Genomic DNA, 12,017 nt, shown 5'->3' on the forward strand with positions numbered 1-12,017 from the left:
AGGGAGGATCCATGATCAACAACTCGTTCGGACGCCGGACGTTGTTGGCCGGGGCCGGAGCGACCGCCCTGATCGGCACCGCTGCGGGATGCGCGACCAGGTCGGGCAGCAGCTCGAACACGGCCGAGAAGAACACCGGCGTGCAGTTGCCGACCTACATCGAGTACCAGGGAGTCAAGCCGGACCTGCCCGGAAACGTGAACGGAACGCTGCCCGGCTTCCACCGGTTCCCGGCCGAGCGGGCGAAGTCCGTGGAGGAGAAGCCGGGTAACGGCGAGACTCTGTCCGGTCTCGGGCACATCTACACCGCGGTACCGCCCGGGCTGGATCAGAACTCGTACTGGCAAGGCTTGAACGAGCGGCTCGGGATCAATCTCGAGGTCCAGATGGTCGGCAACGCCGACTGGGAGCAGAAGTTCGCCACGGTGATCGCCGGTAACGATCTTCCCGACATCCTGCAGCTTCGGGTCGTGGCCAACTTCCCGTCGCTGCTGGAGAAGCGGTTCACCCGGCTGGACGAGTTCCTGGCCGGCGATGCGATCAAGGAATACCCGAACCTGGCCAACGTGGCGACGCGGCACTGGAAGTCGACGATCTACAACGGTGCCATCTACGGGATTCCGATCCCGCGCGGTGCTGTCGGCCAGTACCACTTCATCCGGGCCGACCTGTTCGACGCGGCCGGCGTCTCCACCGAGCCGAAGGGCTTCGACGAGCTGCTCGAGACGGCGAAGGCCCTGACCGACCCGAAGAAGCGACGCTGGGCATTCGGCCTGATCGGTTCCACCCGGACGTTGCTGGCTCGGATGAACGGTGAGCCGAACTCGTGGCGGGAAGAGGGCGGCAAGCTCACCCACTCGTACGAGACCGAGGAGTTCCGGCAGTCGCTGGCGGATCTGATCACGCTCTGGAAGGCGGGCGTCGTTCATCCGGACTCGGTGAGCACGACCTTCCCGTTCAAGCAGATGTTCAACGGCGGGACCGTGGCGATCAACCCCGCGGACGGGTATCTGGGCTGGGCCGGCTACATCGCCGAGAGCACGGGCAACTACAAGCTCGGTTTGCTCAAGGCCTATAAGCGCGACGGGTCGGAGCCGGCCCGGGTGACCTACGGCGGGCCGAACTATTCGATCACCGGCCTGAAGAAGCAGGACAGCCCGGACAAGATCAAGTTGATCTTGCGGGTCCTGAACTGGCTGGCCGCGCCGTTCGGCACCGAGGAGTTCACGTACCGCAAGTTCGGCGAGGAGGGCGTCGACCACACCGTCGGGCCCCACGGGGATCTGGTCAAGACCAAGACCGGCACGGCAAACATCGCGCTGCCGATCGGCTACTTCTCCGACAGCCAGAACCCGCTCTACGAGCCGGGCCGGCCGGAGGACGTCGACCTGCAGCACAAGTACCAGTCGGAGGTCATGCCGACCGCGATCACCAACCCGACCGAGGGCCTGTTCTCCAACGCCAGCGCGACGAAGAACACGCCGGCCGACAAGAAGTTCCTGGACGACCTGTGGCAGATCGTCCAGGGCCGGAAGCCGGAGTCCGAGGTGGAGAACTTGATCAAGACCTGGCGCAGCGAGGTCGGCGACGAGATGCGCAAGGAATACGAAGAACAACTCCAGCAGAACGGTGGCCAGCGCTGACTTCCCCATCGCTCACCCAGGACGTGTCGAAGCCGGGCGAGAGCTGGACCAGGGACGACCTGGTCCAGTTCACCGACCGATCCCTGCTGGCGCTGCGCCGGTGGGCGACGCCGGGACGGGCCCGGTTCGACCTGCCCGGTCCGAGGGTCGGCTCCGGTCCGGAGCGGGACGGGCTGGAGGCGTTCGCGCGGTCGTTCCTGGCCGTCGGCTTCCGGCTCTCGGCCGCCGAGATCGACTCCCATGATCATGCCGGCTGGTACGCCGCCGGGCTGGCGGCCGGGACCGACCCGGAGTCGCCCGAGTTCTGGCCGTCGCTGCGCGAACTGCCGCAGGCGCGGGTCGAGGCGGCGGCGATCGCGATCGCGCTGCACGAGAGCCGACGCTGGATCTGGGACGCCCTGACGCCGGCAGTCAAGCAGCGCGTGATCGACTGGCTGTCCGGGTCGGTCGGGATCGCGTACCCGGACAACAACTGGCGCTGGTTCCAGAACGTGACCCAGGCGTTCCTGCGCTCGGTCGGCGGCCCGTACGACCAGGCCGAGCTGGACGAGAACCTGACGTTCCTGGACGACTGCTACCTCGGCGACGGCTGGTACAGCGACGGTCGGCCGGATCGCCGCACCGGCAACGTCGACTGGTACGTCGGCTGGGTGATGCACCTGTTCTCGCTGTGGTACTGCCGGATGTCCGAGGGCGAGCCCGGGATCGCGGAGTTGCAGGCCCGGTACGCCGAGCGGCTGCGGCCCTACCTGACCGACGCGGCCGACCTGTTCGGCGCCGACGGAGCACCGCTGCACCAGGGCCGGTCGCTGGTCTACCGGCACGCGGTGGTCGGCGCGCTCTGGACCGGCGCCGTCTTCGACGCCAACCCGCTGCCGCTCGGCCGGCTGCGCCGGACCGCCCTCGGCGCGATCCGCTTCTTCGCCGAGCGCGGCGCGTTCGACGAGGACGGCCTGCTCAGCCTCGGCTGGCTGGGCCGGTTCGAGCCCATGCGGCAGCCCTATTCGGGCCCCGGCTCGCCGTACTGGGCCAGTCTGGGACTGGCCGGCCTGGTGCTGCCGGAGAGCCACCCGGTCTGGGCCGAGCCCGAGCAGCCCACCCCGATCGAGACCGGGGACGTGGTCCGGCCGATCCGCCCGATCGGCTGGCTGGTCTCCGGCACCGCCGACGACGGGATTGTCCGGGTGATCAACCACGGTGTCGATCACAGCACCGCCACGCCGGCGCCGGAGAACCCGTACTACAACCGCTACGGCTATTCCAGCGTCACCGGCCCGGTCCCGGCACCCGCCGGCACGGCCGACGGGGCCGTGGATCAGCAGGTCGCCCTGATCGATCCGGACGGCCGCTGGTCGCAGCGCCCCATGATCGAGCGGGTCGCCGTCGATGATCATCGGGCCAGCAGCCGGCAGCGCGCCCGGTTTGCCAGAACCGAACCGGAGCAGGGATTCGACGACGGTCCCGAGCTGACCTGCGTCTCCCTCGTCCGTGGCTCGGTCGAGGTCCGCGCCGTACGTTTCGATGATCATGATCAGGCGTCGGCCGCCCTGGTCATCTCCGGCTACGCCGTGCCCCGGAAGCCCGCCGAGGGCGCCCGGACCGGCCTGCACAGCGCCGTCACCGCCCTGACCGAAGGCGGCTCGTCCGGCAGCTCCGTGCACCCGGTGGCGAACGCGTTCGGCGCCGACCTCGAGGTCCCCTGGTGCCGTTTCGAGCATCCGGAACCCGGCCGCTGGTACGTCATCGCCCTCTGCCTCGGCGAACGCGAACCCGCCTGGCCCACCCTCGCCGACACCCCCTCCGGCCCCGTGATCACCTGGCCCGACGGCACTACCGACCCCCTCTAGCATTCCGGCGACCGGGCACAAAGCAGGCGTGGCTCCTGTCCTGAGCCTGTCGAAGCGCCAAGCCCGAACCCTCAGCCTCAGCCCAAAACCAGCGCGCTGGCCAGAGTTCGCCGAGCGGACGATTTGACCTCGATTTCGGCGGGTTCGGCCGATCAAGTAGTCCGCTCAGTGATGTCAAGGCTGGTCAGACCTCGTCCGCGCCTGAGGCACCCATGTCGCTGCAGTTGTGCCGAATCTGCAAATAGGGTGGAGGAGTGGTTCCGCATCCGCCGGCTCAACCGTTCTTGGCGGCAACCTCGACAAAGGCGCGGCCGGCGCATCCCTTCCAGTGCTCCGGAGGATCGCTGATGTCCTCATGGACTCCGCCGCCTGCCTTCAGCACCGACCCGAGCGCGAAGACGCCGTAACCGGGCATCTCCACCGCGGTCCCGTCGGCGACCAGTCTGGACCCCGGAGGTGCGACCAGGACGTAGCGCTCGGTTCCGACGGTCACACAACCGGCGGCGTCGACGCCCAACGGCCCGCCTACAAGTGCCTCCTGAGTGGGGCCCGACCGCGGGAGCGCGACGATCAGCTTGGTCGCGCGCATGCCTCCGGGCGTCGCCTGCGAAGGTATAGGTGTCGAAGGACCCGGTGTAGACGCGGTCCGCGGGTCGCTCGTACACGCGGTCGCGAGCAGCATCAGGAGAATCGCCAGCCGCCCACCTACTGCGCTCATCAACCGACCTTGACCGTTACGCCGAGGATGGATGATAGCGAGGATATCCACGTGAAGTAGCTGTGACCTGTAACGCTATTTCCGGCAGCATGGATTCCCCTGGCGGCACTGTTTGTAAACCAGGGTACTCCACTGTCGCCCGGGGCAGAAACGTACTGCGATGTTCTTACGATACCCTCGTAGCGTTGGTCCTCGTCATAGTAGTGCGTAGACGTCATGTCGACCGTGCCACATCGGGTAACTCTGCTGCCTCGGCCATAATGGCAAACAGTCGCGTTCATTGCAGGGTTGCCCCACGACGTGACTGTTCGAAGAACCGCATCTCCTTGACTATTGACGCCGGTCTTGAAGCTGGCGGCTGCAGTATTTCCATTGATCGTATGGTGCCACTGCAAGTCTCTCATCTCCTCCGGTGCTGTTGCGGAGTTGTAGGCGATGTATCCGGACAAATCGTAGTATTTCATCCAGTTGTAGCAGTGACGCGCCGACGCCAGGCCATCCCGCGTGCCGCCTCGGACTCCGAACCCTGCCGTGCATCCGCCGATGGTTACGTCAGTTGGATCAAGATCACTGCCGCCGTGAACCGCTATCTCGGGTTCGATGTTGATCTCGGTTGCACGTAGCGTGACGGGGACCGGAAGCAAGCCATCTGGGCTCTGGTTGGCCACAGAATTCAGAAGCGTGTTCACTTCGTCAGTGGTCAGCTCAGTCGTGCCCGGGTTGAGTTCGTATTCGATCACGATCTCCATGGGCAGTCCTCTGACACCGCCGGTACTTTCCACAACTCGGTCGACCTTTTCGAGTTCGTCAGCGACGAGGGACACAGTCCTGGTCAACTCCTCGGTAGCGGCCGGAGCTCCGAATTTGATCACAGTATCGAACGGAAGTCCTTTGAGATCATCAATGAGTTCACTCGTTGGCTCGTGGGTTGTTGAAATCCATGGTGTCCGGTCATCGTCGAAGCCATAAAGCGAGATCATTGCCGGATGTGCCAACGAAATCTGCGTGGCCAGGTCCTCGAATAGAACTTGGTCAGCAAGGTCGACGCCAGCTCGATCGACCGGGATCCCGGTGAGATCGGCATGTGCCTGGGAGTCCGGGCCGGGAGGCGCGGCGGCACGCCTGCCAACACCATCCACAACCATCTCTTGCCACTGGGCTGCACGAACCTTCGGCGCGGGGACGTCGGCCTGGGCCATTAAAGGAGCGCCGCTGATAAGACAGAGCGTCATCACAACTAGAGTTGCCAGATAGAATCGACGACGGTGATGTGACACCGAACCCCACCCCCATTGGTTGATCGTTACCACAAACTATGCTTGGCGGCGGCCCCCGGATGACGCGCGACGCATTGTTCATCAATGAGTTGCGCAAAGGATGACGCTCGTTCATCAAAACGCGCAGCCCGGACGTTGCGCCTGATGGCCCTTAATCTACGCTCACTCCGTGAGCAGTCCAGCGGCCGACGGTGAGCAGGTCACCCCGCGGGTGACGTCGGATACGGCCCCCAGCGTGCCGATCCAGGGCCCGCTCGATCAGGGCCCGCCGGACCCGGCGCTGATCCGCCTGGAACGCGGCCTGTTCCGGTTCTCCTACAACGAGCCGCGCAGCGCGGCCCTGCTGCTGGCCGCGACCCTGATCGCGCTGATCTGGGCGAACCTGCCGGGCGGCACGTACCAGGATTTCTGGCACACGGAGCTGGGTGTCGCGCTCGGCCCGTACGAGCTCTCGCTGGACCTGAAGCACTGGGTCAACGACGGCCTGATGGCGTTCTTCTTCTTCGCGGTCGGGCTGGAGGTGAAACGGGAGCTGGCGATCGGCGAACTGAACGACCGGTCCCGGGCAGTGGTGCCGATTTTCGCCGCGCTGGCCGGGCTCGCCCTGCCCGCGGTGATCTTCCTGGCTCTGAACGCGTCCGGGCCGGGCGCCGGCGCCTGGGGTGTGGTGGTCTCGACCGACACGGCGTTCGTGCTCGGCGTGCTGGCGCTGGTCGGGCCGCGACGGGCGGCGCGGCTGCGGCTGTTCATCATGGCGCTCGCGATCGCCGACGACATCGGCGCGTTGTTGATCATCGCGTTCTTCTACACCGAGTCGATCAACCTGCCGGCGCTCGGCGTCACAGTGCTCGGGTTCGGCCTGATCCTCGTCCTGCGCCGGCTCCGGGTGTCCCGCGGCGCCGGCTACTTCGTCGTCGGAATCGGCACCTGGGTGGCGATGTACCTGTCCGGGGTCCATCCGACCCTGGCCGGCGTCGTGATCGCCCTCCTGCTGCCGGTCTTCCCGCCGAAGCGGCAGGCGGTGGAGCGCGCCGCGCAGCTGGCCCGGGCGTTCCGGCAGTCGCCGAACGCCAAGTACTCGAGGGCCGCGCGGGTCGGGCTGACCACGGCCGTGTCAGTGAACGAGCGGCTGCAGATCGCCTTCCACCCGGTCAACGCCCTGGTGATCGTGCCGCTGTTCGCGCTGGCCAACGCCGGCGTTGTGCTGCACCTGGACACTCTCGCCGCTGCGTTCGGGTCGATGCTGACCTGGGGCATCGTCGCCGGCCTGGTGGTCGGCAAGCTGGTCGGCATCGCCGGCGCGGCGGCCGCGGTGACCCGGGCCAGACCGGGCTCGCTGCCGCCCGGGCTGACGCTGCCGCAGATCGTCGGCGGCGCGGCCCTGTCCGGGATCGGCTTCACCATCTCGCTGTTCATCGTCGACCTGGCGCTGACCGATCCGGTGCTGCAGGACCAGGCCCGGGTCGGCGTGTTCACGGCGTCGCTGATCGCGGCAGTGCTCGGCGCGGTGATCTTCTTCGCGATCCGCGGCCAGACCCGCGATCTCGGCCCGCCGCTGGAGTTGCTCCGGCCGGTCGATCCGGAGCGTGATCACATCCGCGGCCGCCCCGACGCCCCGTACACCTTGATCGAGTACGGCGACTTCGAGTGCCCGTTCTGCTCCAAGGCGACCGGGTCGATCCGGGAGGTGCGGGAGTTCTTCGGCGACGATCTCCGGTACGTGTTCCGTCACCTGCCGCTGGAACGGCAGCATCCGCAGGCGTTCCAGGCGGCGCTGGCCAGCGAGGCCGCCGCCGAGCAGGGCAAGTTCTGGGAGATGCACGACCTGCTGTTCGCGCACAGCGACGCGCTGGAGCCGGAACAGCTGCGTTCGTACGCCGAGCAACTCGGCCTCGATCTGGAGGCCTACGACGAGGCGCTCCGGACCCGGGCCCACGCCGGCCGGGTGAACGACGACCTGGTCGACGCCGAGACCTCGGAACTGGCCGGGACGCCGGCGTTCTACATCGGCGAGGAGCGACTGATCGGGCCCTACGACGCGCAGCGCCTGATCTGGGAGCTGTCCGAGTCGGCCCCGCCGCCACTCGGCGCCACGGAGGCTCGGGAGGATCAGGCCAGCTCGGAGTCGTAGGCCGCGAAGATCTCGGCGGTGCTGCGCCCCTGCTGGCGCTCCCGATCATGCAGCACGGCGATCAGCTCCCTGATCTTCGGCGTAGTGATCAACAGGTAGCGCGCGACGACCGGTGCGGCGTTCCAGTAGGTGTGTACGACGCCCGCCCTGGCCAGTGCGGCCCCGCCCGCCGGAACCTCGAATTCCCTTCCGTCGAAGGAGAATCCGAGGCTTCCTGCGAGCACGTACCAGGCCTCGTCGTCGCCCCGGTGGACGTGCAGCGGAGCGACCGGCTCCGGCTTCCCGGACGTCGAGGGTGGCTGCTCCCATTCGGCGATCACGAAGTCGCTGCCGGCGAGATCGGCCGCGAGGAGGCTGGTGCGGATCAACTCTGATTCGACGGAATCGGTGGACATGATCGTGAATATTTCACGATTCCGACAAAGACTCAAGCGGTACGGCGCTGTCGCCAGGTCCGGACCAGGTAGGTGAGCGCGGCCGCGCAGCCCGGCACCGGCAGCAGCATCAGGACCAGCAACGGGCCGGTCACGCCAGAGGCCAGCACCAGGCCGCTCAGCCCGGCGGTGATCATGAACCACCACAGCCCGAGCCCGGTCCGGTACGCGGCGTAGACGAGCGCTGCCAGCGCTGCGGCGAGGAAGCCGGCCAGCAGCAAGGCCCGCGGCCCGAGACAGCCCAGGCCGTCCGTCGAGCAGGCGCCGGCGTCCAGCAGGCTCAGCCCGTATCCGATGCCGAAGATCAACAACGCCACGCCGGTGCTCAGATAGGCCCGCACCAGGTGCCGGGCGAAGGGATGACTCGAGGTCGCGGAGTGAGCGGTGGTCAGCGAACCGATCGATGCTTCAGCCATGCTGTTCATCCTTGTTCGGCTGGGGGTGCCACACGTCTGGCCGAGGTGCGGATCCGCCCGGGCCCGGGTCCGACTCCGGGCCCAGGGCGGTTCGGCAGGGTCGGACTCAGGACGTGACCACCCGCTCCAGATCCTCGCGGTTGTCGGCCATGATCTCTTCGAGCCGCGGCCGGATCCCGGTCAGCGCCTCGGCGGCCGGCACGTTGTCGCCGTACACCCGGGCCATCGCGCCGCTGATCTGGTCGGTGGCGGCCTGGAACCAGGTGATCCGGTCGGCGGTCTTGGCGTTCGGCAGTTGATCAAGGGCGACCCCGAAGTTCGGGTCCTCCTTGACCAGGTCCTTGACGATGCTGGTGTCGTGGGCCGCCTTCGTGATCGGCACGTAGCCGGTGCTGGCGTGCCAGTAGGCCGCGATCTCGGGCTTGGCCAGGAACTTGAACAGTTCGGCCGCCGCGTCCTGCCGGTCCTTGGACTCGGCCTTGATGATCGACAACCCGGACCCGCCGGTCGGCACCTGGGTCCGCTCGGACTTCTTGCCCAGCATGAACGCGACGCCGATGTCGAACTTGGCGGCCTGCATGGCGCCACGCAGGGAGGCGGTGGAGCCGTGGCAGGCGGCGACCAGTCCGGTGGTGTAGTCGGTCATCGCGGCCTTCGCCATGTAGCCGAGCTTCTGCTCGTGGATGAAGGACCGCTGCCATTCCAGCCACTCGACCGCCGGTGCCTCGTCGACCGTGATCTCGTAGTCCTTGGAGAACGATCCGCCGAAGGCCCAGACGCCGGCCTGGCCGAACCAGTTGTCCGTGGCGCCGAACGCCATGGTCTGCAACGGCTTGCCGCTGACGGTGATCTTGGCCAGCTCAGGCCCGTACTCGGCGAGGTCGTCCCAGGTCTTCGGGCCCTCCTCGGGCAGCCCGGCCCTGGCGAAGAGCTCCCGATTGAAGTAGAACAAGGGATTCGACCGGGCGAACGGCACGACATAGGTCTTGCCGCCGGCGATTCCCTCACCGACGTAGGCGTCCAGATAGGCATCGAGCGACCAGTCGCTGGTGAAGTACGGGTCGAGCTCGGCGAACACGCCGGAGAAGTAGAACTGCAGCCACTGCAGCTCCGGGAACGCCACCACGTCGGGCACCTGCCGGGCCTGCAGGGCGGCGGTCAGCTTCTGGTTCAGGACCTGGTAGCTCTCCTGCGACTCCGTCACGGCCACGATGTCGGTCTGCGACTCGTTGAACTGACGGAACATCTCGGTGATCGCGTCCTGCGGACCGGCCGTCCAGGGCGACCAGAACAGCACCGGGGTACGGCCCTGATACTGCTGCGGGATCTGCAGATCCGCCTGCTTGTAGGCGTTGTTGACCGCGCCCTCGGTGCTCGCTCCGGGCGCTCCGCAAGCCGACAGCGCCGCTGCGGCGCCGGTCAGACCCATGACGGACAGCATCGACCGGCGGGAGAGGGTGGACGTGGTGAACCTGGTCATGATCGACTCCGGATTTCTCGTGGTGGGTACGTCAGCGCAGCGCACCGGCGGCGAGACCGCCGACGATGCGTCGCTGCGCCAGGAAGAAGATGATCAACATCGGTAGTGCCGTGATCACGGTGCCGGCCATCACGGCACCCCAGTTGGTGTAGCCCTCCTCGGAGCGGAGGAACATCAGGCCGATCGGCAGGGTGCGCATGGTGACCGTGTTGGTCGCGATCAGTGGCCAGACGAAGTCGTTCCACTTGCCGATCAGAATGATCAAGGTGGCGGTGATGATCATGGGACGGGACAGCGGCAGCACCAGATGGATCAGCCGGTAGAGGTGCCCGGCGCCGTCCAGGGTCATCGCGTCGGTCAGCTCGGCGGAGATCCGGCGCATCTGCTGCAGCAGCAGGAACATCGCGAACGCGGTGCCGATCCCGGGCAGGATCAGCCCTTGGTAGGTGTTGATCCAGCCGAGGTGGCCGATCGTGATGTAGTTGACCAGCAGCGTGACGTGGCCGGGCAGCATCAGCGACCCGAGCATCAGCAGCAGCACCGGGCGCTTCCAGCGGAACGGCACGAAGGCGAAGGCGTACGCGCTCATGATCGCCAACAGCAGTTCCAGGGTGGTGCCGACCGAGGTCGTGATCACCGAGTTGAGCAGGAACCGGTCGAACGGCGCGGCCTGCCAGGCCTCGGCGAAATTCTCGAAGCGGGGCAACGCCGGCAGCCAGGTGACCGGATAGGTGTAGATCTCCTCCGGCGCCTTGAGGGCGGTGCTGAACAGCCAGTAGAGCGGGATCGCGAACACGCCCAGCGTGATCACGAGCAACGGGTAGAGCAGCAGCCGCGGTCCGAACCACCGGCGCCGGCGGCGGGTTGCCGGGCCGGCCAGCGACGGGTTGGGGCCGGGCGTGACCTGGCGGGTGGGTTCGGTGGTGCGGGCGGAGATCGGGGGAGCGCTCACTGGTAATGCACCGTCCGATCGCCGATCCGCAGCTGGATCACCGTGAGGGCGAGCAGCAGCAGGAACATCAGCGTCGCCGAAGCCGCCGACATGCCGATGTCGAAGTCGCGGAACGCCGTCGCGTAGATCAGCCAGCTCAGCGTGGTGCTGGAGTCGCCGGGCCCGCCCTCGGTCAGGGTGGCGATGATGTCAAACGCCTGCGCCGCCCCGATCAGGCCGGTGATCGACAGGAACAACGTCGCCGGCGACAGCAGCGGCAGGGTCAGGTTGAGATGCAACCGCCAGCCCGACGCCCCGTCCAGCGAAGCGGCCTCGTACACGTCCTTCGGCAGGTCCAGGATCGCCGTGTAGTAGATGATCGTGACGAAACCGAGCCGCTGCCACAGGTAGGCCAGCGTGATCGCCCAGACCGACCAGTCCGAGGTCGTCGTCCAGCGCGGCGAGTCCATCCCGACCAGCTCGAACGCGACCCGGGACAGGCCGTACGTGGGATCGAAGATGAACAGCCAGAGCACGCCGATCGCCGCACCCGGCAACAGATGCGGCGCGAACGCGATCGTCCGGACGAAGCCGCTGAACCGCAACTTGGCGGCCAGCAGCAGGCCCATCAGGATCCCGCCGACCAGGCTGCCGACCGTGCTGATGCCGGTGAAGATCGCGGTGTTGACCAACGCCGAGTGGAACCGGGTGTCGGTGATCATGGACAGGTAGTTCCGCAGGCCGACGAAGGTCGGTTGCGGGTCGACCAGATCCCACTTGGTCAGGCTGAGATAGACGTTGTAGATCGTCGGCCAGTAGGAGAAGACGAGGATCACGATCAGGTTCGGCGCGATCAGGGCGCCGAACAGCAGAGCGTTCCTGAGGTTGTTCCGTCGCCGACGGGTGCGCCGGGTCGGGGCCCCGAGACGTACGCTCTCCGCTCCGGCCCTACCCCGTTCGGCCGCAAGGGTGCTCACGGCCGCTGATCATGATCGGACAAGGTAACGCCGCGGCCCTCGGTCCGTGGACCGGCGGTGAACGGGCCCGGAACGCGCCGGCAGGCTGGCGAACCGCCTCAGCCGCCCCACCGCACCAGGTTTCCTGGCGCTTTACCAGGAAAGCAACTCTGGTAAAGCGCCA

General features: G+C 67.1%; 10 protein-coding genes. 3 read left to right on the forward strand and 7 right to left on the reverse strand.

The annotated features are described in order from the left end of the window. Positions 1–11: 11 nt before the first annotated feature. Positions 12–1,643, forward strand: coding sequence for an extracellular solute-binding protein (locus tag BKA15_RS29615; protein WP_179757121.1), 1,632 nt, complete (start codon positions 12–14; stop codon positions 1,641–1,643). 23 nt (positions 1,644–1,666) lie between these two features. Next, positions 1,667–3,490: a DUF2264 domain-containing protein gene (locus tag BKA15_RS29620; protein ID WP_179757123.1), complete on the forward strand. Its 1,824-nt coding sequence runs from the start codon at positions 1,667–1,669 to the stop codon at positions 3,488–3,490. Between the two features lie 274 nt (positions 3,491–3,764). Here the strand turns inward: BKA15_RS29620 and BKA15_RS29625 are convergent, their stop codons facing one another. Both BKA15_RS29625 and BKA15_RS29630 read right to left on the reverse strand, forming a co-directional pair. Beyond that, entirely contained in the window at positions 3,765–4,208 is a 444-nt protein-coding gene (locus BKA15_RS29625; protein WP_179757125.1) for a hypothetical protein, read from the reverse strand. After that, positions 4,208–5,440, reverse strand: coding sequence for a chymotrypsin family serine protease (locus BKA15_RS29630; protein WP_179757127.1), 1,233 nt, complete (start codon positions 5,438–5,440; stop codon positions 4,208–4,210). The genes BKA15_RS29625 and BKA15_RS29630 overlap by 1 nt, the downstream gene beginning before the upstream one ends. 214 nt (positions 5,441–5,654) lie before the next feature. Here BKA15_RS29630 and nhaA point away from each other — a divergent pair, with 214 nt between their 5' ends. Beyond that, positions 5,655–7,616, forward strand: a complete 1,962-nt coding sequence (gene nhaA, locus BKA15_RS29635) for a Na+/H+ antiporter NhaA (RefSeq protein WP_312879528.1) — start codon at positions 5,655–5,657, stop codon at positions 7,614–7,616. On the opposite strand, the gene BKA15_RS29640 is transcribed toward nhaA, so the two are convergent. The 5 genes from BKA15_RS29640 to BKA15_RS36005 all read right to left on the reverse strand — a co-directional run bounded on the left by BKA15_RS29640 (position 7,595) and on the right by BKA15_RS36005 (position 11,854). Beyond that, positions 7,595–8,011 (reverse strand): cupin domain-containing protein, encoded by a 417-nt coding sequence (locus BKA15_RS29640; RefSeq protein WP_179757129.1) that lies wholly within the window; start codon positions 8,009–8,011, stop codon positions 7,595–7,597. The two genes, nhaA and BKA15_RS29640, sit on opposite strands and share 22 nt — an antisense overlap. 32 nt (positions 8,012–8,043) lie before the next feature. After that, entirely contained in the window at positions 8,044–8,466 is a 423-nt protein-coding gene (locus BKA15_RS29645) for a hypothetical protein (protein WP_179757131.1), read from the reverse strand. A gap of 106 nt (positions 8,467–8,572) precedes the next feature. After that, positions 8,573–9,946, reverse strand: a complete 1,374-nt coding sequence (locus BKA15_RS29650; RefSeq protein WP_179757133.1) for an ABC transporter substrate-binding protein — start codon at positions 9,944–9,946, stop codon at positions 8,573–8,575. A 31-nt stretch (positions 9,947–9,977) separates the two neighbouring features. After that, entirely contained in the window at positions 9,978–10,898 is a 921-nt protein-coding gene (locus BKA15_RS29655) for a carbohydrate ABC transporter permease (RefSeq protein WP_179757135.1), read from the reverse strand. Beyond that, positions 10,895–11,854: a carbohydrate ABC transporter permease gene (locus BKA15_RS36005; RefSeq protein WP_179757137.1), complete on the reverse strand. Its 960-nt coding sequence runs from the start codon at positions 11,852–11,854 to the stop codon at positions 10,895–10,897. Before BKA15_RS36005 ends, BKA15_RS29655 begins: the two co-directional genes overlap by 4 nt. Positions 11,855–12,017: the final 163 nt, after the last annotated feature.

Origin of the sequence: Microlunatus parietis, from assembly GCF_013407955.1 — a bacterium.
GTDB lineage: Bacteria > Actinomycetota > Actinomycetes > Propionibacteriales > Propionibacteriaceae > Microlunatus > Microlunatus parietis.

Excerpts from the sequence above, each read along its gene's own strand:
- BKA15_RS29615 (WP_179757121.1), top strand. The coding sequence starts at position 12 with ATGATCAACAACTCGTTCGGACGCCGGACGTTGTTGGCCGGGGCCGGA.
- BKA15_RS29625 (WP_179757125.1), bottom strand. The coding sequence starts at position 4,208 with ATGAGCGCAGTAGGTGGGCGGCTGGCGATTCTCCTGATGCTGCTCGCG.
- BKA15_RS29630 (WP_179757127.1), bottom strand. The coding sequence starts at position 5,440 with ATGACGCTCTGTCTTATCAGCGGCGCTCCTTTAATGGCCCAGGCCGAC.
- BKA15_RS29640 (WP_179757129.1), bottom strand. The coding sequence starts at position 8,011 with ATGTCCACCGATTCCGTCGAATCAGAGTTGATCCGCACCAGCCTCCTC.
- BKA15_RS29645 (WP_179757131.1), bottom strand. The coding sequence starts at position 8,466 with ATGGCTGAAGCATCGATCGGTTCGCTGACCACCGCTCACTCCGCGACC.
- BKA15_RS29650 (WP_179757133.1), bottom strand. The coding sequence starts at position 9,946 with ATGACCAGGTTCACCACGTCCACCCTCTCCCGCCGGTCGATGCTGTCC.